The organism is Chromobacterium aquaticum, from assembly GCF_021129195.1.
Taxonomy (GTDB): Bacteria; Pseudomonadota; Gammaproteobacteria; order Burkholderiales; family Chromobacteriaceae; genus Chromobacterium; species Chromobacterium aquaticum.
In genome coordinates, this window is record NZ_JAJOHW010000057.1 from 1 (window position 1) to 21058 (window position 21058).

20 protein-coding genes are annotated in these 21058 nt (G+C 63.3%); 15 read left to right on the plus strand and 5 right to left on the minus strand.

What is annotated here, in order from left to right; genetic code table 11:
• Both LQT98_RS09195 and LQT98_RS09200 read right to left on the minus strand, forming a co-directional pair.
• The coding region (locus tag LQT98_RS09195; protein ID WP_231462058.1) for a heavy metal translocating P-type ATPase at positions 1-1556 on the minus strand (1556 nt) is incomplete at its 3' end.
• 108 nt (positions 1557-1664) lie between these two features.
• Complete coding sequence (locus LQT98_RS09200) at positions 1665-2330, minus strand: 7-cyano-7-deazaguanine/7-aminomethyl-7-deazaguanine transporter (protein ID WP_048411243.1); 666 nt, start codon at positions 2328-2330, stop codon at positions 1665-1667.
• A gap of 166 nt (positions 2331-2496) precedes the next feature.
• Here LQT98_RS09200 and LQT98_RS09205 point away from each other — a divergent pair, with 166 nt between their 5' ends.
• Entirely contained in the window at positions 2497-3483 is a 987-nt protein-coding gene (locus LQT98_RS09205; RefSeq protein ID WP_231462059.1) for an NAD(P)H-quinone oxidoreductase, read from the plus strand.
• Between the two features lie 62 nt (positions 3484-3545).
• Here the strand turns inward: LQT98_RS09205 and LQT98_RS09210 are convergent, their stop codons facing one another.
• Together LQT98_RS09210 and LQT98_RS09215 are read right to left on the minus strand one after the other, a co-directional pair.
• Entirely contained in the window at positions 3546-4853 is a 1308-nt protein-coding gene (locus LQT98_RS09210; protein WP_048411245.1) for an enoyl ACP reductase FabMG family protein, read from the minus strand.
• Between the two features lie 120 nt (positions 4854-4973).
• Positions 4974-5849 carry a hypothetical protein gene (locus tag LQT98_RS09215; protein ID WP_048411246.1) on the minus strand — a complete coding sequence of 292 codons (876 nt, stop codon included), beginning with the start codon at positions 5847-5849 and terminating at the stop codon, positions 4974-4976.
• Positions 5850-5991: 142 nt separating this feature from the next.
• Here LQT98_RS09215 and typA point away from each other — a divergent pair, with 142 nt between their 5' ends.
• A complete protein-coding gene (gene typA / locus LQT98_RS09220) occupies positions 5992-7812 on the plus strand; it encodes a translational GTPase TypA (RefSeq protein ID WP_231462060.1) in 1821 nt (606 codons plus the stop codon).
• A 106-nt stretch (positions 7813-7918) separates the two neighbouring features.
• Here the strand turns inward: typA and LQT98_RS09225 are convergent, their stop codons facing one another.
• Positions 7919-8956, minus strand: a complete 1038-nt coding sequence (locus LQT98_RS09225) for an NAD(P)H-dependent flavin oxidoreductase (RefSeq protein WP_231462061.1) — start codon at positions 8954-8956, stop codon at positions 7919-7921.
• 115 nt (positions 8957-9071) lie between these two features.
• On the opposite strand from LQT98_RS09225, the gene LQT98_RS09230 reads away from it, so the two are divergent.
• From LQT98_RS09230 to fabZ, 13 genes are all read left to right on the plus strand, one after another.
• On the plus strand, positions 9072-9263 hold the full coding sequence (locus LQT98_RS09230; protein WP_053074513.1) for a hypothetical protein: 192 nt from the start codon (positions 9072-9074) through the stop codon (positions 9261-9263).
• A gap of 145 nt (positions 9264-9408) precedes the next feature.
• Complete coding sequence (gene rpsB, locus LQT98_RS09235; RefSeq protein WP_048411249.1) at positions 9409-10137, plus strand: 30S ribosomal protein S2; 729 nt, start codon at positions 9409-9411, stop codon at positions 10135-10137.
• A gap of 71 nt (positions 10138-10208) precedes the next feature.
• Positions 10209-11075, plus strand: coding sequence for a translation elongation factor Ts (tsf, locus tag LQT98_RS09240; protein WP_048411250.1), 867 nt, complete (start codon positions 10209-10211; stop codon positions 11073-11075).
• A 93-nt stretch (positions 11076-11168) separates the two neighbouring features.
• Entirely contained in the window at positions 11169-11888 is a 720-nt protein-coding gene (pyrH, locus tag LQT98_RS09245; RefSeq protein ID WP_231462062.1) for a UMP kinase, read from the plus strand.
• 76 nt (positions 11889-11964) lie between these two features.
• Positions 11965-12522: a ribosome recycling factor gene (frr, locus tag LQT98_RS09250; protein WP_048411252.1), complete on the plus strand. Its 558-nt coding sequence runs from the start codon at positions 11965-11967 to the stop codon at positions 12520-12522.
• 13 nt (positions 12523-12535) lie between these two features.
• Positions 12536-13291, plus strand: coding sequence for an isoprenyl transferase (locus LQT98_RS09255; RefSeq protein ID WP_269325988.1), 756 nt, complete (start codon positions 12536-12538; stop codon positions 13289-13291).
• 3 nt (positions 13292-13294) lie between these two features.
• Complete coding sequence (locus LQT98_RS09260; protein ID WP_231462063.1) at positions 13295-14101, plus strand: phosphatidate cytidylyltransferase; 807 nt, start codon at positions 13295-13297, stop codon at positions 14099-14101.
• Between the two features lie 15 nt (positions 14102-14116).
• Positions 14117-15301, plus strand: a complete 1185-nt coding sequence (gene ispC / locus LQT98_RS09265) for a 1-deoxy-D-xylulose-5-phosphate reductoisomerase (RefSeq protein ID WP_231462064.1) — start codon at positions 14117-14119, stop codon at positions 15299-15301.
• Positions 15295-16638 carry an RIP metalloprotease RseP gene (rseP, locus tag LQT98_RS09270; protein ID WP_231462065.1) on the plus strand — a complete coding sequence of 448 codons (1344 nt, stop codon included), beginning with the start codon at positions 15295-15297 and terminating at the stop codon, positions 16636-16638. The genes ispC and rseP overlap by 7 nt, the downstream gene beginning before the upstream one ends.
• Positions 16639-16647: 9 nt before the next feature.
• Entirely contained in the window at positions 16648-18936 is a 2289-nt protein-coding gene (bamA, locus tag LQT98_RS09275; RefSeq protein ID WP_231462066.1) for an outer membrane protein assembly factor BamA, read from the plus strand.
• A gap of 18 nt (positions 18937-18954) precedes the next feature.
• Positions 18955-19440: an OmpH family outer membrane protein gene (locus LQT98_RS09280; RefSeq protein WP_048411258.1), complete on the plus strand. Its 486-nt coding sequence runs from the start codon at positions 18955-18957 to the stop codon at positions 19438-19440.
• A gap of 106 nt (positions 19441-19546) precedes the next feature.
• Positions 19547-20611, plus strand: a complete 1065-nt coding sequence (lpxD, locus tag LQT98_RS09285) for a UDP-3-O-(3-hydroxymyristoyl)glucosamine N-acyltransferase (RefSeq protein ID WP_231462068.1) — start codon at positions 19547-19549, stop codon at positions 20609-20611.
• The gene (gene fabZ / locus LQT98_RS09290; protein ID WP_043639907.1) at positions 20604-21056 is read left to right on the plus strand and encodes a 3-hydroxyacyl-ACP dehydratase FabZ; all 453 of its coding nucleotides are present in this window, start codon (positions 20604-20606) and stop codon (positions 21054-21056) included. The genes lpxD and fabZ overlap by 8 nt, the downstream gene beginning before the upstream one ends.
• Positions 21057-21058 lie beyond the last annotated feature (2 nt).

Consider the following 21058-nt stretch of genomic DNA (forward strand, 5'->3'; position numbering starts at 1 on the left):
GTCAGGGTGCCGGTCTTGTCGAACACCACATCGCTGATCTTGGGCAGGGTTTCCAGCGCGTGACCGCGGGTGGTCAGCACGCCCAGCGCCGCCAGGTGGCCGGAGGCGGCGGTCAAGGCCGCCGGAGTGGCCAGCGACAGCGCGCAGGGACAGGAAATCACCAGCACCGCCACCATGATCCACAGCGCGCGGTCCGGTTCGATGTAATGCCAGCCGATGTAAGTGCCGGCGGCGGCCAGCAGCAGCAGGGCGACGAACCAGCTGGCGAAGCGGTCGGCGATCACCGCCAGCCGGGGTTTCTCCGCCAGCGCCTGGTCCAGCAGCCGCACGATGCCGGCCAGCCGGGTGTCCTGGCCGGTCTGGTCCACCCGCACCACCAGCGGGCTGGCGGCGTTGACGCTGCCGGCGATCACCGCGGCGCCGACCTCCTTGCTGACCGGACGGCTCTCGCCGGTCAGCAGCGCCTCATTGCTGGCGCTGTGGCCGTCGAGCACCACGCCGTCGGCGGGAATGGTCTCGCCGGGCTTGATCAGGATCACGTCGCCGGGGCGCAGCTGCGCCACCGTGGTTTCCTCGCTTTGACGGCTGGCCGGCCAGCCGGCCAGGCGGTGGGCGAAGGCCGGGATCAGCTTGACCAGGCTTTCGGTGGCTTCGCCGGCCTTGCGGCGGGCGATGCCTTCCAGGTAGCGGCCGCCCAGCAGCAGGAACACGAACATCGACACCGAGTCGAAATAGACGCCGTGCTCCACTTTGTTGATCAGCGCCCAGAAACTGGACAAGAAGGCGGTGAGAATGCCTATGGTCACCGGGGTGTCCATGCCCACGCGCCGGGTCTTGAGGTCGCGCCAGGTGGCGCGGTAGAAGGGCACGGCGGAGTAGAGCACCACCGGCAGCGTCAGGATGAAGCTGGACCAGTGCAGCAGCCACAGGAAGTCCGGTGAAATCTCGCCGTCCGGCGCCAGATAGATGGGCACCGCGTACATCATCACCTGCATCATGGACAGGCCGGCCGCCCACAGGCGGTTGATCGCCTGCTTGCGCTCTTTCTGGTTCAGCGCTTCCTGGCGTTCGGCGTCGTAAGGGTGGGCGCGATAGCCGATGGCGCTGACCGCTTCCAGGATGGCGGACAGCTGGATCCGGCTATTGTCCCAGCGCACGCGGGCGCGGTGATTGCTGTAGTTGATGTCGACGCTGACGATGCCGGGCAATTGGCGGATGTGCTGCTCGTTGAGCCAGACGCAGGCGGCGCAGGTGATGCCTTCCAGCATCAGCGAGGCCTCGCGCAGGTTTTCCGCCTCGAAGCGCACGAAGCTGCGTTGCAGCTCGTCGGAATCGTAGAGTTTGATCTGCTCCAGCAGCTCGAGCGGCACCGGTTCGGCCTGGCGCGCGCCCTCGGTGCGGTGCTGGTAGTAATCGGACAGGCCGGACTGGATGATGGTGGCCGCCACCGCTTGGCAGCCGGCGCAACAGGTGGGCTGGTCGACTTCGCGGTATTTGACCGGGAACTGGACGTCGGGCGGCACCGGCAGGCCGCAGTGGAAGCAGTTTTCACTCATGATGGCCGATTGTAATCAATCCGGCCGCGTTTGGCTTGCGCTAGCTTGTTGGAATAGGCGGCACCAGCCCCCATTTATTGGGGGCGTCCGGTCCGGGGTTGGAGTCGTTTAAGCGGCATGCAATCGAGGTTCCACGCCGCGCAAGCTCAGTTGCTTGAGGATGCGGTTCAGGATCACGCCGTACATGGGCAGGAAGAACAGCAGGCAGATCAGCAGCTTGAAGCTGTAGTCCACCAGCGCGATCTCCACCCAGTTGGCGGCCATGAAGGGATCGCTGCTCTGGTAGAAGGCGATGAAGAAGAAGGCCAGCGTGTCGCTGATATTGCCGAACAGCATCGCCGAAGCGGGGGCGATCCACCAGGTTTTCAGCTGGCGCAGGCGGTTGAACACCTGCACGTCCAGAATCTGGCCCAGCGCATAGGCGGCGAAGCTGGCGACGGCGATGCGGGCGACGAAGAGATTGAAGCTGGTCAGGGCCGACGCGCCTTGCCAGGCGCCCTGGTAGAACAGGGTGGAGACCAGGTAGGAGATCGCCAGCGCCGGCAGCATCGCCGCGAAAATGATGCGGCGGGCCAGCGGCGCGCCGAACACGCGCACGGTCAGATCGGTGGCCAGGAAAATAAAGGGAAAGGTGAACGCGCCCCAGGTGGTGTGGAAGCCGAACACGGTGATGGGCAATTGCACCAGGTAATTGCTGGACGCGATGATGGCGATGTGGAACAAGGACAGCCACAGCAGCGCGGACAGCCGCTGCTGGCGGGTAAAGCTAAACATATGTCGGCCTTTTTGTTGAATGGGGGTGAGGGAACCCAGTGCTGATCGGTTTGCCCGGTCCGGCGTTGCGGATCAAGGCGAGGGCGGAAATGATACTCGTCCTTGTCCGCCTTGGCAAAGGGCTTTCGTATTGCTAATCAGTCGCTTGAGAGCGAAAGGAGGGGATATGTTGGCAGTCGTGCAATCGGCTCCGGGCGGAGTCGATACTTTGAGTTTGGACGAGATCGCGCCGCCGGCTCGCGGCGCCGGGCAATTGCTGTTGCGGGTGATGGCGGCGGGCATCAACCGCGCCGACCTGGCGCAGCGCGCCGGGCAGTATCCGCCGCCGCCGGGCGCCAGCCCGATTCTGGGCCTGGAAGTGGCGGGCGTGGTGGAGGAGGCGGACGCGGATTCGCGCTTTAGACCCGGCGACGCGGTGTTCGGCCTGATCGGCGGTGGAGCTTACGCCGAATACGCGCTGCTGGACGAGGCCTTGGCCATCGCCAAGCCGGACTGGCTGTCCTGGGTGGAGGCGGCCAGCCTGCCCGAGGCCTGGATGACGGCCTGGTTCAATCTGGTGGAAAAAGCCGGCTTGCAGGCCGGAGAGACCGTGTTGGTGCATGCCGGCGCCAGCGGCGTCGGCGCGGCGGCGATCCAACTGGCCGGTCTGTTGGGCGCTCAGGCTTTCGCCAGCGTGGGCAGCGAGGAAAAGGCGGCGTTTTGCCGCGAGCTGGGCGCGACCCAGGTGTTCAACTATCGGCAGACGCCGGCCTTTGGTCCCATGGTCAAGGACTGGGGGGGCGCCGACGTGGTGCTGGACCCGGTGGGCGCCTGCTATCTGGGCGACAATCTGGCGGCCTTGAAGCCGGATGGGCGGCTGGTCAATATCGGCCTGCTTGGCGGCGCCAAGGCGGAACTGAACCTGGGCGCGCTGCTGATGAAGCGTATCACGCTGATCGGCTCCACGTTGCGGCCGCAGCCGCTGGAAGTGAAGGCGCGCTTGGCGCGGGCTTTGGAAACCCGGATCTTGCTGGCGCTGGAGCAGGGCCGCTTACGCGTGACGCTGGATTCCAGCTACCCCTTGGCTCAGGTGGGCGACGCGCACGCCTATGTCGAGGCCAATCGCAATCTGGGCAAGGTGGTGTTGACGCTGTTTCCGGTGCTGGCTGGGTGACACCTTAAAAAAAGCGCGCCCGAATGGGCGCGCCGCTTTGTCAGCCATCGGCCGAGGTGGTTTTAAGCATGCATTCGGTTCAGCTGGCGCGCGATGATGTCATGGTTTAGCCACAGCACCGGGCCGGCCGGAGCGGCGGCTTCGTGGAACATCAGCGGGCCGGTGGCGTCGATCACCAGGCTGCTCAGATGGTCGGTGATCAAGGCCTTCTTGTCCTGATGCAGGTCCACGATGGCGTCGGAGGTGCCTATCATCACTTCGGCTAGCTCCGGACTGTTCGGCATTGGCCAGGCTTCGAAATTGCGGAAGCCGCGCATCACCTCGCCGCTATTGAGCGCGTCTATCTTCTCCAGCACCTCTTCCAGCGTGTGGCCGTCCTGCAGCAGCGCGGCGCAGGCCTGCCATTGCGCATCGGCCCAGGCGCCGCCGTCCTCGCGCTTCAGCGCGCGCAGCAGCGCCAGCAGCGGCAGCTCCACGCCAACGAAGATGTCCGAGGAATTGGTGCGGATTTCCGGGCAGTTGAACACCGTGGCCTTGACGCCTTGCTCCCAGGCGGCGCGGGCGACATTTTCCAGCCGCATCTTGGCGTAGCCCTGGGTGTAGTTGGTGTAGGTTTGCCACTGGTAATCGCCGTCGATCAGGATCTCGGTGCCGTGGTAGCCGTAGGCGGTGTAGCGCACCTGGCCGCCGGCGGCTTCCAGCCGGCCGCGCAGCGCGGCGCTGCCGTCGATCAGATGCTGGAAGGTGTTGGCGGTGACTTCGTCGAAGTTCTGCAGGATCAGCTTGCCCAGATCGCTGTCCAGCAGCGCCTGGGTGGACAGGAAGCGCTCGCCGCGGCCCTTGTAGACGCGGTTGGCGATGGCCAGGAACACCTTGGCCTTGGGAATGCCGCCGGCCATGGTGTGGGCGAAGAACACATTGCGGCCGTCGGCTATCATGCCGTCCAGCTGCGCCATCGCCTGGGCGACGCCGTCCTTGAAGCGCTGCACGCCGATGCGGCGGCATTGTTCGATGTGTTCCCAGTCCAGCTTGTCGTCCTGCCAGCTTTTCAGCGTCAGGGAGGCCAGCAGCTCGGTCGGCGTCGGCGCGCCGTCCTGGTCGAAGCCGGCCATCAGCGGCACATTGATCACGCGGCCGCCAAGGTTGGCTTCGGCCGCGGCCAGTTCTTCCTGGTTCAGCGGGCGCAGCTGGTTGTTCTCGTCGCGGCGGCCCACGGTCATGCCGATGATGTCCATGCCGGCCTTGCGCGCTTCATTGATCAGGCCGTTGGCGTAGCCGCGGCCGAACAGTTCGCCGAACAGGACGAAGACGTCGCCGGGGCGGAACAGGGTGCTTTGCGGAAGCTGTCTCAGGGCGCTGGTTTGAGCCATGTCTTTACTCTTTCTCGATGTGGGCCGGCGCGGCGCGTGATGGCGGGGCCGGCCACTTGAATGCGTTGGAGTGATTGCTCGAATTCGGGGGCATTCTACCCGCGATCCGGTTCTAGGTGTTCAGTTGGACGCCAGCGGCGACAGCGCTTCTATCAAGGCCACTTCCTGCGCGTAGCTGAGCGCCTTCATCTTGGCCAGGAGTTTTTCGCCGTCCACTTTCCATTGCTGGTCCAGTTCTTCCTCGATGATGCGCGCCTCCACCGCCAGCCACACACCGCGGCAGGCGGCGGCATCGTCGAAGCGCACGCCTTTTAGTACCTGGGCGATCAGGTGCAGTTCCGGATCGCTGAACTGGCGCGACAGCAGCGCCTGCTCGCGGCGCACGATCTCGGCGTAGCGGTCGCAGATCTGCTGTACCCGCGCGGCGTCGCCGTAATGGGCCGGCTCCTCGTCCGGGGCGCTTAGCGCGCCGTGCTGGAACCAGGCTTCCAGTGCCGGCTTCAATTGCGGCAGGTCTTCATGCCAGACCCGGGCCAGTTCTTCGCGGAAGCGGGCGTTGTCGGTGAAGGACAGCTCGTCGAAGGGCATGGCCGGAATCACGTTCTCGTCCAGCGAGCGTTTGCCCACCCAGATCCGGCCTTCCTCGTCGCGGCTGACCGCGGCGCGCCAGACCGCCTGTTCCTCGGTGGCCAGGTTGTCGACGTGGATCTCGACATAGGGCGGGGCGATGTCCTGGTCTTCGTCATCGGTGACGAAGCGCAGCGTGATGTCGAACAGGCTGTGCTTGGCGATCTCCAGCAATTGCAAGCCGTCCTGGTGGCCGGCCAGCAGGTAGCGGTCGCCGCTGTCGTAGACGGCCACGTCGTCGATGTCCGCGGCCGGCTTGATCAGCTGGGCGGACAGCGCGTCGGCCAGTTGGTTGGCATCGTTGTGCTGAACGGCGTAGCCGGTGCGATAGGCCTCGTGTTCATGCCATAAGGCGTTCCAGTCGTACATCGCGCATTTCCTTCAGTCGAAAATCAGTTTGTCGCGCAGTGTACGCAAAAGCCCAGCGCTTGTCGCCCGCTGGAATTTTTGGTATGGACAGTTTTTTGTGCTATTATCCAGCGATTTTTCTGTATCCATCCTCCTTCCTAAAATGACCCGACAAATTCGCAATATCGCCATCATCGCCCACGTCGACCATGGCAAGACCACGCTTGTAGACCAATTGCTGCGCCAATCCGGCACCTTCCGCGAGAACCAGCAAGTGGACGAGCGTGTAATGGACAGCAACGATCTTGAAAAAGAACGCGGCATTACCATTCTGGCCAAGAACACCGCCATCGAATACGAAGGCGTGCACATCAATATCGTCGACACTCCGGGACACGCCGACTTCGGTGGCGAAGTTGAGCGCGTGTTGGGCATGGTGGATGGCGTGCTGCTGCTGGTGGACGCCGTAGAAGGCCCGATGCCGCAAACCCGTTTCGTTACCAAGAAAGCGCTGGCGCTGGGTCTGCGCCCGATCGTGGTGATCAACAAGGTGGACCGTCCGGGCGCGCGTCCGGACTGGGTGGTGGATCAGACTTTCGACCTGTTCGACAAGCTGGGCGCGACTGACGAACAGCTGGACTTCCCCATCATCTACGCTTCCGGCCTGAACGGCTTCGCCAAGCTGGAGCTGGAAGAGGTTTCCGACAATATGCGCCCGCTGTTCGACACCGTGCTCAAGCACGTGCCGACCCCGCCGGGCAGCACCGACGCGCCGCTACAGCTGCAGATTTCCGCTCTGGACTACTCCACCTATACTGGCCGCCTGGGCGTGGGTCGCGTGCTGAACGGCCGCATCAAGCCGGGTCAGCAAGTGGTGGTGATGAACCACGACGATCAAGTGGCCACCGGCCGCATCAACCAGGTGCTGGGTTACCAGGGTCTGGACCGCGTGCCGGTTGAAGAAGCCGAAGCAGGCGACATCATCATCATCTCCGGCCTGGAAGACATCGGCATCGGCGTGACCATCTGCGACAAGGAGCAGCCGGTAGGCCTGCCCATGCTGTCCGTGGACGAGCCGACGCTGACCATGGACTTCATGGTGAACTCCTCGCCGCTGGCCGGCACCGAAGGCAAGTTCGTGACCTCGCGTCAAATCCGCGACCGTCTGACCAAGGAACTGCTGACCAATGTGGCGCTGCGCGTGGAAGACACCGGCGACTCCGACGTGTTCCGCGTGTCCGGTCGTGGTGAATTGCACCTGACCATTCTGCTGGAAAACATGCGTCGCGAAGGCTTTGAAATGGCCGTGGCCAAGCCGCGCGTGGTGTTCAAGGAAATCGACGGTCAGAAGTGCGAGCCGTACGAGAACCTGACCATCGACCTGGAAGATGATCACCAGGGTGGCGTGATGGAAGAAATCGGTCGTCGCCGTGGCGAGCTGACCAATATGGAATCCGACGGCAATGGCCGCACCCGCCTGGAATACCATATTCCGGCGCGCGGCCTGATCGGCTTCCAGTCCGACTTCATGACCATGACCCGCGGCACCGGCCTGATGAGCCATGTGTTCGACGACTACGCTCCGGTCAAGCCGGACATGCCGGGCCGTCACAACGGCGTGCTGATCTCGCAGGAGAACGGCGAAGCGGTGGCTTACGCGCTGTGGAAGCTGGAAGACCGCGGCCGCATGTTCGTGGCTCCGGGCGAGAAGCTGTACGAAGGCATGATCATCGGCATTCACAGCCGCGACAACGACCTGGTGGTGAACCCGGTCAAGGGCAAGCAGCTGACCAACGTGCGCGCCTCCGGCACCGACGAAGCAGTGCGTCTGACCACGCCGATCAAGCTGACGCTGGAATCCGCCGTTGAATTCATCGATGATGACGAGCTGGTGGAAATCACGCCGAAGTCCATCCGCATCCGCAAGCGTTACCTGAACGAATCGGATCGCCGCAAGATGGCCAAGGCCAACGCCGCGTCCTGATCGACGCAGGCCTGGCAAAAACCGCCGTACCCTTGATGGGGCGGCGGTTTTTTTATGTCTTGGAGCTTGTGCTCGCCTTGCTGCGCTTCATGAGGTGAGCGGGGTCTTAGTTGTTTAAGGCGTTCAGCCGTCGCCGGCAGGCGTCCGCCTCGGTCAGGATGCGTTCGAACAGCTCGGCCACGCTGGGCGCGTCGTCGATCAGGCCCTGAGCCTGGCCGATCAGCTGCACGCCCTTGTCGAGGTCGCCGTCCTCTATCGCCAGGCGGATGGACTCGGTGGCGGCGCCGAATTGCGCCAGCTGGCGCAAGGCCTGCGGCTGGCTCAGCAGGCCGCCCAACACCACTTTGGCGATGGGCATGCCCAGCTTGCGCGCGGCGGCGCTGGCGCGCCAGGCGGCGGCGAGCAGGCCCAGTGGCTTGCGCGTGGCCTGGCGTGCGGCCGGGGTGTCCATCACCCTGCACCACAGGCCGTCGAAATTCTTGGAATACAAGGTGTCGGCCACGCCGCGCTGGCGAATCATCTCCTTGGTGCGCTGATGCACTGGGCTTTCCCGGCTCATCGCCAGCCGCGTGCCCATGGCCACCGCATCGGCGCCCAGCGCCAGCGCGGCGATCAGGCCTCGGCCGTCGGCGAAACCGCCGGCGGCGATGATGGGTAGCTCGCAAGCCTTGCGGATGGCTGGGATGAGTGTCAGGGAGGTGACGGCGCCGCCGTGGGCGGCGGCCTCGTGGCCGGTGACCAGAAGGGCGTCGGCGCCGGACGCCTGCGCCGAGCGCGCGTGCTTCTCCGTCACCACGGTGGCGATGACCTTGCCGCCGTAGGCGTGGGCGCGCTCAATCAGCCAATCGCCCTTGCCCAGGGAAAAGTTGATTACCGGCACGCGCTCTTCCAGCGCGACCATGGCGTTTTCCTTGGCGCCCGGCATCATCAGCGTGCAGCCGACGCCGAAGGGGGTGTCGCTCAGCTCGCGCACGCGGCGTATCGCTTGTCGCGTCTGCTCCGGCGTCAGCGGTCCAGTGGCGAGTATGCCGAGGCCGCCGGCGTTGCCGACGGCGGCGACCAGTTCCGGGGTGGCGATATAGCTCATGCCGGGGCAGATCAGCGGGCGCTGGATGCCGAGCAGGCGGGTGATGGCGGTTTGCATGGGGCGAGGCTCGCTTTACAATGTCAGTCGGTCTGAGGTTGGCGGGCGCAATGGGTTTGACCCGGCGCTGTCATTGTTGTCGGCTTTGCCGGAAAATTCAAACGATTGTTTAAATATGCTGCTGATCGTGTTGCTGGGCTGGCTCTACGTGGTGCTGATGCTGGCGGTGGCGCAGCACAGCGTGCTGGCTTCGCTGTCCACCTTGTTTTTCCTGGGGGTGTTGCCCACCTTTTTTGTTGCGCGGATGACGCGGCGCAAACTGCGCCTGCAGCGTGAAAAAGCCCGCGCCGCGCGCGAGGAGGCTTGAGCGAATCGGCGTCCGGTGCTAGAATCCCGCGTCCCTTGCCATACTGGCGGGGGAAAATCATCTATTACGCACATCCGCGCCAAAGGGTGCCTCGCTTCGAGGTTGTCTGCGCAGATGGAGGCTTAACCCTTTAAGGAGTTTTTGCATGTCCACCAACGTTACCATGCGTCAAATGCTTGAGGCCGGCGTTCACTTCGGCCACCAAACCCGCTTCTGGAACCCGAAGATGGCCAAGTACATCTTCGGCAGCCGCAACAAGATTCACATCATCAACCTGGAAAAGACTCTGCCGCTGTTCGTGGAAGCTCAGGAATATGTGCGTCGTCTGGCTGCCAACAAAGGTTCCATCATGTTCGTGGGCACCAAGCGTCAGGCTCGTGAGATCGTACGTGAAGAAGCTGCCCGTTGCGGCATGCCGTTTGTTGACCACCGCTGGCTGGGCGGCATGCTGACCAACTACAAGACCGTGAAGCAGTCGATCAAGCGTCTTGAAGAAAAGCGCGCCATCCTGGAATCCGCCGGCGATACCGGTTACAACAAGAAAGAACTGCTGGACCTGCAACGCGAAGTCGACAAGCTGGAGCGTTCGCTGGGCGGCATCAAGGATATGAAGGGCCTGCCGGACGCCATCTTCGTTATCGACACTGGCTACCAGAAAGGTACCATCGTCGAAGCCAAGAAACTGGGTATCCCGGTTATCGGCGTTGTTGATACCAACAACACCCCGGACGGCATCGATTACGTGATCCCGGGCAACGACGACTCCAGCCGCGCCATCCGCCTGTACGCTCGCGGCATGGCCGACGCGGTGCTGGAAGGCCGCGCCCAGTCTCTGCAAGAGATCGTGGCTGCTGAATCGGCTCAAGCTGAGTAAGCAGACGAAAAAGGGGGCGCAAGCCCCTTTTTTTAGACCCACGTAATCAAAATCATTCAGGAGTGAGAAGTATGGCGGACATTACCGCAAAAATGGTTTCGGATCTGCGCGCGGCTACCGGCCTCGGCATGATGGAGTGCAAGAAAGCCCTGGTGGAAGCCGAAGGCGACGCCGCCAAGGCTGAAGAAATCCTGCGCATCAAGTCCGGCAACAAGGCTTCCAAAATGGCTGGCCGCGTGGCTGCCGAAGGCATCATCGGTTCCTTCGTTGAAGGCGGCGTTGGCGCCCTGGTGGAAGTGAACTGCGAAACCGACTTCGTTGCCAAGGACCCGACCTTCCTGGCCCTGGCCGCCGCCGCCGCCAAGGCTGTGGTCGTAGCCAACCCGGCCGACGTGGAAGCCCTGTCCGCCGTGGAAATCGACGGTCAGTCCGTTGAAGACATCCGCAAGGCCGCCATCGCCAAGCTGGGCGAGAACATGACCATCCGTCGCTTCGTTCGCTACCAGACCGAAGGCGCGATCGCCACCTACCTGCACGGCGCCAAGATCGGCGTGATCGTCGATTTCGCCGGCGAAGAGCAAGTGGGCAAGGACGTGGCCATGCACATCGCCGCTTCCAAGCCGATCTGCGTGTCCAAGGATCAGGTTTCCGCCGACATCCTGGAACAAGAGCGCAAGATCTACACCGCTCAGGCCGCCGAATCCGGCAAGCCGGCCGATATCGTCGCCAAGATGGTTGAAGGCCGCGTGAACAAATTCCTGGCCGAAGTGACCCTGATGGGCCAACCTTTCGTCAAGAACCCGGACCTGACCGTGGAAAAACTGCTGGCCGAGAAGAAAGCCTCGGTCAAGGCGTTCGCCATGTTCGTAGTGGGCGAAGGCATTGAGAAGAAAGTAGTAGACTACGCCGCTGAAGTGGCCGCAGCCGCCAAGCTGTAAGCACCCAGTCGCGAGACGTATTGACGGCACCCTGCCTGCAGGGTGCCGTTTTGCAAACTGAAAACCGAATATCCAGCCAAACCAGAGGTTACCATGAGCCAAGTTCCTGCCTATAAACGCATCCTGCTGAAACTTTCCGGCGAGGCCCTGATGGGCGATGACAGCTACGGCATCAACCGTACCACGATCGAGCAGATCGTCGGTCAGATCAAGGAAGTCGTGGAGCTTGGCGTGGAAGTGGGCGTGGTGATCGGCGGCGGCAACATCTTCCGCGGCGTCGCGCCGGCGGCCGCGGGCATGGACCGCGCCACCGCGGACTACATGGGCATGATGGCGACGGTGATGAACGCGCTGGCGCTGAAAGACGCGATGACCAAGGCTGGGTTGATCGCTCGCGTGCAGTCGGCTCTGACCATGCAGCAGATCGCCGAACCCTATGTGCGCGGCAAGGCGATGCAATATCTGGAAGAGGGCAAGGTGGTGATCTTCGCCGCCGGCACCGGCAATCCCTTCTTTACCACCGACACCGCCGCGGCGCTGCGCGGCATGGAAATGAACGTGGACATCATGCTGAAAGCCACCAAGGTGGACGGCGTGTACACCGATGATCCGAAGAAGAACCCGGACGCGGTGCGCTACCAGACCCTGACCTTCGACGAGGCGATCTCGCGCAATCTGAAGGTGATGGACGCCACCGCCTTCGCCTTGTGCCGCGACCAGAACCTGAACATCAAGGTGTTCAGCATCTTCAAGAGTGGCGCGCTGACTCGGGTCGTGCTTGGCGAAGACGAAGGCACGCTGGTACACTGCTGAGTTTGAAAATTGCTGAAGGCGAAAGCGGCAATGGCCGTTTTCGCCTTGTCTTTTTAAGTTTCGATTTGGAGTGGACATGATTAACGACATCAAGAAATCGGCCGAGCAGAAAATGCAGAAGTCGCTGGAAGCATTCAAGACCGACCTGAGCAAAGTGCGCACCGGCCGCGCCCATACCGGCATTCTTGATCATGTCATGGTGGACTACTATGGCAGCGACGTGCCGGTAAGCCAAGTGGCCAACGTTACCCTGGTGGACGCGCGCACCATTGGCGTGCAGCCTTGGGAAAAGCCGATGCTGGCCAAGATCGAAAAAGCGATCCGTGATTCCGACCTGGGCCTGAACCCGGCCTCCATGGGCGAAATCATCCGCGTGCCGATGCCGATGCTGACCGAAGAGCGCCGCAAGGATCTGATCAAAGTGGTGCGTGGCGAGGCCGAGGGCGCGCGCGTGGCCGTGCGCAATATCCGCCGCGACGCCAACAACGAATTCAAGAACCTGCTCAAAGACAAGGCCATCACCGAGGACGACGAGCGTCGCGGCCAGGATGAGATCCAGAAGCTGACCGACAAATACACCGTCGAAATCGACAAGGCCCTGGCCGCCAAGGAAGCCGACCTGATGGCCGTCTAAGGAGCGCCGTACCTTGTTTGCAAGCTCTACCAAGGATGTGCCGGAGGTGCGCTCCGTGCCGCGGCACATCGCCATCATCATGGATGGCAACGGCCGTTGGGCCAAAAAGCGCTTTCTGCCGCGCGTGGCAGGCCACAAGCGTGGTCTGGACACCGTGCGCGAGATCGTTGGAGCCTGCAAGGAGCTGGGCGTCGAATGCCTGACCCTGTTCGCATTTTCCACCGAGAACTGGCGGCGCCCGCAGGACGAGGTCAGCTTTTTGATGGACCTGTTCATCCGCGCGCTGGAACACGAGGTCAGCAAGCTGCACAGCAATAATATCCGCTTGCGGGTATTGGGCTCGCGCGAGCGCTTCAGCGCCGATTTGCAGGAGCGCATCCGCCGCGCCGAGGACAAGACCGCCAGCAACGACGGCCTGGCCTTGAACATCGCTGCCGACTACGGCGGCCGCTGGGACATTCTCAACGCGGTCAACGGCCTGATCGCCGAGGGCGTCACCGAGATCGACGAAGAGGCGCTGAGCCAGCGTCTGTCGATGCCGTGGGCGCCGGAGCCGGACCTGTTCATCCGCACCGGCGGCGAACAGCGCATCAGCAACTTCCTGTTGTGGCAGCTGGCTTATTCCGAGCTCTACTTCACCGAGACCTTGTGGCCGGATTTCGACCGCGCGGCGCTGGAAACGGCGATCGATTCCTATCAATGCCGCGAACGCCGCTTTGGCCGCACCAGCGAACAATTGCCGGAGCATCTGCGCCGGGATGGGCGCTAAGCCATGCTGCTGACACGCGTACTGACCGCTCTGGTCTTGCTGCCCTTGATGCTGGCGGCGCTGTTCCTGTTTCCGGCCGAGGCCTGGGCCGGCTTCTCCTGGCTGATCATCGTCCTGGCCTTGTGGGAGTTCAGCCGCATGGCCGGTATGGCCGGCGCCGGTAAATGGCTGTATCTGGCCGTCAGCAGCTGCCTGGCCGCTGCGGCCTGGTTTAGCCATTATCGGCTGGGCCCGGTCGAGCATGCGCTGACGCTGGCGTTCTGGCTGCTGCTGGTGCCGTGCTGGCTGGCCAAGCGCTGGCGCATCCGCCAAGGGCCGATGGCCTGGCTGCTGGGCTGGCTGCTGATGCTGCCGGCCTGGTTCGCCTTCCTGGAATGGCGGCCGCAGCCTGGCGCCGCCGACGCTTTCGCGCTGCTGGCGGTGATGGGCCTGGTGTGGGTGGCGGACATCGCCGCTTATTTTTCCGGCAAGGCCTTTGGCCGGCGCAAGCTGGCGCCGTCCATCAGCCCGGGTAAAAGCTGGGAAGGCGTGTACGGCGGCGTGATCTGCGTGGCCTTGTACGTGGCGCTGGTCGACCACTTGGGCTGGATAGACATCAGCCTGCCGACATGGGCGCTATTGCTGCTGGCCTTGCCGCTGACGGCGGTCAGCGTGATGGGCGACCTGCTGGAATCCTGGTTCAAGCGCGCGGCGGGCATCAAGGACAGCAGCAGCTTGCTGCCCGGTCACGGCGGCGTGTACGACCGTATCGACAGTCTTATCGCCGTCCTCGCCGTCAGCAACGCGCTGCGCGTTTTGGGCGGCATGTAACCGCAGGAAATTCAAATGACGAAACCGCAAGGGATTGTCGTTCTCGGCGCCACCGGCAGCGTGGGCGTCAATACGCTGGATGTGGTGGCGCGCCACCCCGAGCGTTACCGGGTGGTGGCGCTGAGCGGCAACCTCCAGGTGCAGCGCCTGTTCGAGCAGGCGCTGCAATTCCGGCCGGCTTACGTGGTGACCGGCGACGCCGCGTCCGCCGATGTACTGCGCGGCCGGCTGGCCGAGGCCGGCGTGGAGACCGAGGTGCTGCACGGCCCGGCCGCTCTGGTCCAGGTGGCGGCGCTGCCGGAGGCCGACGTGGTGATGGCAGCCATCGTCGGCGCCGCCGGCCTGCCGTCAGCAATGGCGGCGGCGCGCGCCGGCAAGCGCATCTTGCTGGCCAATAAGGAATCCTTGGTGGTGGCCGGCCGTCTGTTCATGGACGCGGTGCGCCGCCACGGCGCTACCCTGCTGCCGGTGGATAGCGAGCACAGCGCCATTTTCCAGTCCTTGCCGCACGATTACGCCGGCAATCTGGACGCCGCTGGCATCCGCAAAATCATTCTCACCGCTTCCGGCGGGCCTTTCCGTCAGACGCCGCTGGCGGCGCTGGCGCATGTCACGCCCGACGACGCCTGCCGCCATCCCAACTGGGTGATGGGGCGCAAGATTTCCGTCGACTCGGCATCGCTGATGAACAAGGGCCTGGAAGTGATCGAGGCGCACTGGCTGTTCTCCGCGCCGCCGGAACGCATCGAAGTGGTGGTGCATCCGCAAAGCGTGATCCATTCCATGGTGCAGTACCGCGACGGTTCGGTGATGGCCCAGTTGGGCTCGCCGGACATGCGCACGCCCATCGCTTGCGCGCTGGCCTGGCCGGAGCGCATCGAGGCCGGCGTGGGCTCGCTGGACTTCTTCTCCATGTCCAATCTGACTTTCGCTGCGCCGGACCTGGAGCGTTTCCCCTGTCTCAAACTGGCTTTCGAGGTGTTGCGCCTGGGCGGCGACGCGCCGGCGGTGTTGAACGCCGCCAACGAAGTCGCGGTGGAGGCGTTCCTGCAGGGGCGCATGCGCTTCCTCGACATTCCCGCCGTGGTATCCGCCGCACTTGAGGGTGTCAGCCTGGCCGGCAGCGACTCGGTCGAGGGTTTGCTGGCCAAGGATGAGGAGGCGCGCGCCTTCGCGCTGCAAAGGGTGGCCGCATGCTGACCTTGCTCGCCTTCCTGGCGGCCATCGGCTTGCTGGTGACCTTTCACGAACTGGGCCACTACTGGGTGGCTCGGCTGTGCGGCGTCAAGGTGTTGCGCTTCTCCATCGGCTTCGGCAAGCCGCTGTGGACGTATTGGCGCAAGGGCACCGAGTGGGTGATTTGTCCGATCCCGCTGGGAGGCTATGTGCGCATGCTGGACGAGCGCGAGGGCCCGGTGACGGAGGAACTGCGTCCGCAGGCCTTCAATAATCAGCATGTGTTGAAGCGCATCGCCATCGTCGCCGCTGGGCCGCTGGCCAATCTCTTGCTGGCGGTGTTGCTGTACTGGGTGGTGCTGGGGCAGGGCGTGAGCCAGGTCAAGCCCTTGGTCGGCACCGTGGTGGCGCAGACCCCGGCCGCAGCCGCCGGCTTCGCGCCTGGCGACCGCATCCTGAGCATAGCCGGCCAGCCGGTGGCCAACTGGCAGCAGATCCGCCTCGCCTTCGTCGAGGCGGCGATGTCGCCGGACGCCACCGTGGTGCGGGTGGAAACCGCCGCCGGCGCCAAGGCCGAACGCCGCATCGACCCCGCCCGCTTCGGCGACAAGGCGGTCACCGCGATGCAGCAGGGCAGCACCGGCCTGACGCCGGGCCGTTTCTTGCCGGTGATAGGCGCGCTGGAAGACGGCGGCGCCGCGCAGAGCGCCGGCCTCAAGGCGGGCGACAAGCTGCTGGCGCTCAACGGCCAGGCCTTGAATAGCTGGGAAGGCTGGGTGACCCAGGTGCGCAACAGCCCGGGGCGCGATCTGGACGTGAAAGTCCTGCGCGGCGCGGAAACGCTGAACATCAAGGTGCGGCCGCAGGCGCATCAGCAGGACGGCGAAGTGGTGGGGCGCATCGGCGCCGCGCCGCAGGCCGATGCCGACTGGGGACGCCAGCTGCTGTACACCGAGCATTACTCGGTGCCGCAGGCGGCGCTGGCCGCCTTGGCCAAGACCTGGGACACCAGCTGGATGAGCGTCAAGTTCATGGGACGCATGCTGATGGGCCAGGCCTCGCTGGATAATCTGTCCGGCCCGCTGACCATCGCCAATGTCGCCGGCCAGACCGCGCGCGAAGGCCTGACGCCTTATCTTGAGTTCCTGGCCTTGATCAGCATAAGCATCGGCGTGCTGAATCTGCTGCCGATTCCAGTTCTGGATGGCGGGCACTTAATGTATTATGTCGCGGAGTTGATCAGAGGCCGCCCCGTCAGTGAGCGGGCGCAATTGTTCGGACAAAAAATTGGCTTCATCTTGCTGGCGTCTTTGATGGCGTTTGCCTTGCTGAATGATTTCAGCCGCCTATTTGGGGGTTAAAACCGATCTATGAAATTGAAATTGCTTGCAGCAGCCGTACTGGGCCTGACCTCGGCCTCCTTGGTCTGGGCTGCTGATCCTTTTGTCATCAAAGACATCCGTGTCGAGGGCCTGCAGCGCACCGAGCCCGGCACCGTGTTCAATTATCTGCCGGTCAAGGTGGGCGACACCTTCAATGACCAGAAGGCCAACGAGGCGATCAAGGCCTTGTTCGCCACCGGCTTCTTCAATGATGTGCGCATCGAGTCGCGCGATAATGTGGTGATCGTGGCCGTGGCCGAGCGCCCGGTGGTCAGCCAGCTCAATATCAACGGCGCCAAGGAATTCAGCAAGGACCAGCTGAAGAAGGCGTTGAAGGACAATGGCTTCGCCGAATCGCTGATCTTCGACCAGGCGTTGCTGGACGGCGCGGTGCAGGAGCTCAAGCGCCAGTATTACAGCCGCGGCAAGTATTCGGTGGAAGTGACGCCGTCGGTGACCAAGCTGGAACGAAACCGCGTGGCGGTGACGCTGGACATCAACGAGGGCGTGACCGCGCGCATCAAGGATATCCGCCTTGTCGGCGTCAGCGCCTTCAAGCAGTCCGAACTGATAGACCTGTTCAGCCTGACCACCGGCGGCTGGCTGTCCTGGATCACCAAGGACGACCAGTATTCCAAGCAGAAGCTGACCGGCGACCTGGAAAAGCTCAAGGCTTTCTACCAGAACCAGGGCTATCTGGAGTTCAACATCGATTCCACCCAGGTATCGATCAGCGCCGACAAGCAGGACATGTTCCTGACGGTGAATATTCACGAAGGCAAGAAGTTCACCATCTCCGACATCAAGCTGGCCGGCGACCTGAAAGTGCCGGAAGCGGATCTGCGCAAACTGATCCAGGCCAAGGCCGGGGATACCTTCAACAACGAGCGCATCACCGAATCGGTTAAATCGCTGAGCGACCGCCTGGGCCAGGCCGGCTACGCTTTCGCCAACGTCAACGTGCTGCCGGACATCGACCACGACAAACAGACCGTGGCCTTCACCTTCTTCGTGGATCCGGGTCGCAAGACCTATGTGCGCCGCGTCAACATCGCCGGCAACACCAAGACCCGCGACGAAGTGATCCGCCGCGAATTGCGCCAGCTGGAAGGCGCCCCCTACGGCGCCGACAAGATCAAGCGCAGCAAGGAGCGCGTGGAACTGCTGGGCTATTTCGAGGACGTGAACATCGAAACGCCGGCGGTGCCGGACGCCGCCGATCAGGTGGACATGAACATCAGCCTGAAAGAGCGCTCCACCGGCAGCGTGTCCGCGGGTATCGGTTTTGTGCAGGGCGAGGGCGTGCAGCTGTCCGCCAGCCTGTCGCAGAGCAATATCTTCGGCTCCGGCAAGTATATGTCGCTGGGTCTGTCCACCGGCAAGGTCAACAAGAATATCTCGCTGTCCTTCACCGATCCGTACTTCACGCCGGACGGTGTCAGCCTGGGCTATGACTTGTACAACCGCGTCTACAACCCGGACGCCACCAATATTTCCGCGTACAAGACCAGCACCATAGGCGGCGCGGTGCGTTTCGGCGTGCCGGTGACCGAGTACGACCGCATCAACTTCAGCATTGGCGCGGAAAACACCAAGATCACCACCTATTCGAACAGCCCGCAGCGCTATATCGACTTCGTCAACCAGTACGGCGCCAGCAACAACACGCTGCTGGGTACCATCAGCTGGGGTCGCGATACCCGTGACAGCGCGCTGTGGCCGACTCGCGGCGCGGTGATCAAGGTGGGCGCCGACGCCGGCCTGCCGGGCGGCGATCTGCAATACTACCGCCTGACCCATCAGCAGACTTGGTTCTTCCCGATGACCAAGACCTTCACGCTGATGCTGAATGGCGAGCTGGGCTATGCCGATGGTTACGGCAAGACCTCGCGCCTGCCGTTCTTCCAGAACTTCTACTTGGGCGGCCTGGGCTCGGTGCGCGGCTACGACACCAGCAGTATCGGTCCGCGCGACACCAATGGCGACTATCTGGGCGGTACCCGCAAGGCGGTGGCCAATGCCGAGATCTTGTTCCCCTTCCCGGGAATGAAGGACAATAAGTCGGTGCGCGCCAGCATGTTCATGGATGCCGGTACTCTGTGGGATCCGTCGGTGGCGGGCAGCTCCGCCGGCGATGGTTTGCGCTATTCCGCAGGCGTGGCGCTGACCTGGCTGTCTCCGATCGGCCCGATGAAATTCAGTATCGCCAACCCGCTGAAGAAGAAGGACACCGACAAAGTCCAGCGCTTCCAATTCCAGCTGGGTACCGTGTTCTAAAATTGACGGGGTTGTTATATGAAAACATTGCAATGGGCGGCCGTGCTCTTGTCGATGGCTGCTTTGTCGGCCCAGGCGGCCGAGCTCAAGATGGGTTATGTCAACACCGAGCGCATCTATCGCGAGGCGGCGCCGGCGATCGCCATCCAGAAACGCCTGGACAAAGAGTTCGCCGAGCGTCGCAACGAGTTGAAGAAGATGGAGGCGCGCGCCAAGGAGCTGGAGTCCCAGCTGGCCAAGAGCAGCTTGAATTCCGACGACCGCAAGCGTTACGAGCGTGAATACGCGGCTTTGGACCGGGACTACCGGGCCAAGGGCCGTGAGCTGTCCGAGGACTTCAACCAGCGGCGCAACGAGGAGTTCGCCTCGGTGCAGGAGCGCGCCAACCGCGCGCTCAAGCAGATCGCCGAGCGCGAGCAGTACGACCTGATCCTGCAGGATGTGGTGTATGTGAACCCCAAGTATGACCTGACGCCCAAGGTTCTGAAGGAATTGGAGCGCTGAAGGCAGGGTGGGGCGGCGTAATGGCCGTCCCGGATGCGCGCGGCCATGGCCGCGCGCCAACTCACATTATGGGAGCAAGCCGACCCCAGGTCGGCTTTCGTTTTTGATGGCTTATACCCTCTCATTCATTACCGGGCAGCTGGGCGGAGAACTGGCGGGTCCGGACCTGAGCGTCAACCGGCTGGCGCCGCTGGAAGCGGCCGAGTCCGGCGACATCGCCTTTCTGGCCAACCCCAAGTATCGCAAGCAACTGGACGACAGCGGCGCCAGCGCGGTGATCGTCGCGCCCAAAATGGCGGAAGAGCTGGCGCAAAGCGCGGCTTGGAATCAGCGTTCCTGGATTGTCGCCGCCGACCCCTATCTTTACTTCGCGCGCCTGGCCGCGCTGTTCCATCCGCAGCCGACGGCGCATGCCGGCATTCACCCCAGCGCGGTGCTGGGCGAGGGCGCTCGGGTGGCGGCCAGCGCCGAGCTGCGTGAACACGTCAGCATCGGCCGCAACGTGGTCATCGGCGAGCGCTGCCGGCTGCTGCCGGGCGTGGTGGTGGGCGACGACTGCGTGCTGGGCGACGACGTGGTCTTGTATCCCAACGTCACGCTTTACCATGGTTGCGTGCTGGGTCATCGCGTCGGCGTGCATTCCGGCAGCGTGATCGGCGCGGACGGTTTCGGCCTGGCCTGGGACAAGGACCACTGGTTCAAAATTCCGCAAACCGGCCGCGTCATCATCGAGGACGACGTGGAAATCGGCGCCAATACCACGGTGGACCGCGGCGCGATGGCGGATACCATCGTCAAGCGTGGCGCCAAGATCGACAATCTGGTGCAGGTCGCCCACAACGTGCAGATCGGCGAGCATTCCGCCATCGCCGGCTGCGTCGGCATCGCCGGCAGCGCCAAGATTGGCGCTTACTGCACCGTGGGCGGCGCGGCGATGTTCGTCGGCCACATTGAAATCTGCGATAAAACCCATATCGGCGGCGGTACCCTGGTGTCGAAGTCGATCAAGACGCCGGGCACCTATGCCTCGTCCTACCCCTTGCAACCTATGAAAGAGTGGCTGGCCAACGCGGTGCACGTCCGTCATCTGGACGATATGGCCAAGCGGCTCAAACAGCTCGAACGCGAGCTCAAAGAAATGAAGAATCAGGAGGAATCCCCCAATGTCTGAACACGCCATCACCATCGATGTCCGCGAGATCATGCGCTACCTGCCGCATCGCTATCCTTTCCTGCTGGTGGACCGTGTCACCGAGTTCGAGGAAAACAAGCGCATCAAGGCGCTGAAGAACGTGACCATCAATGAGCCGTTCTTCGTTGGCCATTTCGAGCAATACCCGGTGATGCCGGGCGTGCTGATCATCGAGGCGATGGCCCAGGCCGCCGGCATCCTGGCCATCCGCAGCCAGGGCGAGCGCGCCGAGAACGAGCTGTACTTCTTCGTCGGCATCGACAACGCCCGCTTCAAGCGCCAGGTGGTGCCGGGCGACCAGCTGACCTTCGAAGTGGAACTGATCACCAGCAAGCGCGGCATCGGCAAGTACTCCGCGCGCGCGTTGGTGGATGGCCAGCTGGCTTGTGAAGCCGAAATCATGTGCGCCAAGCGCGAGGTGTGATC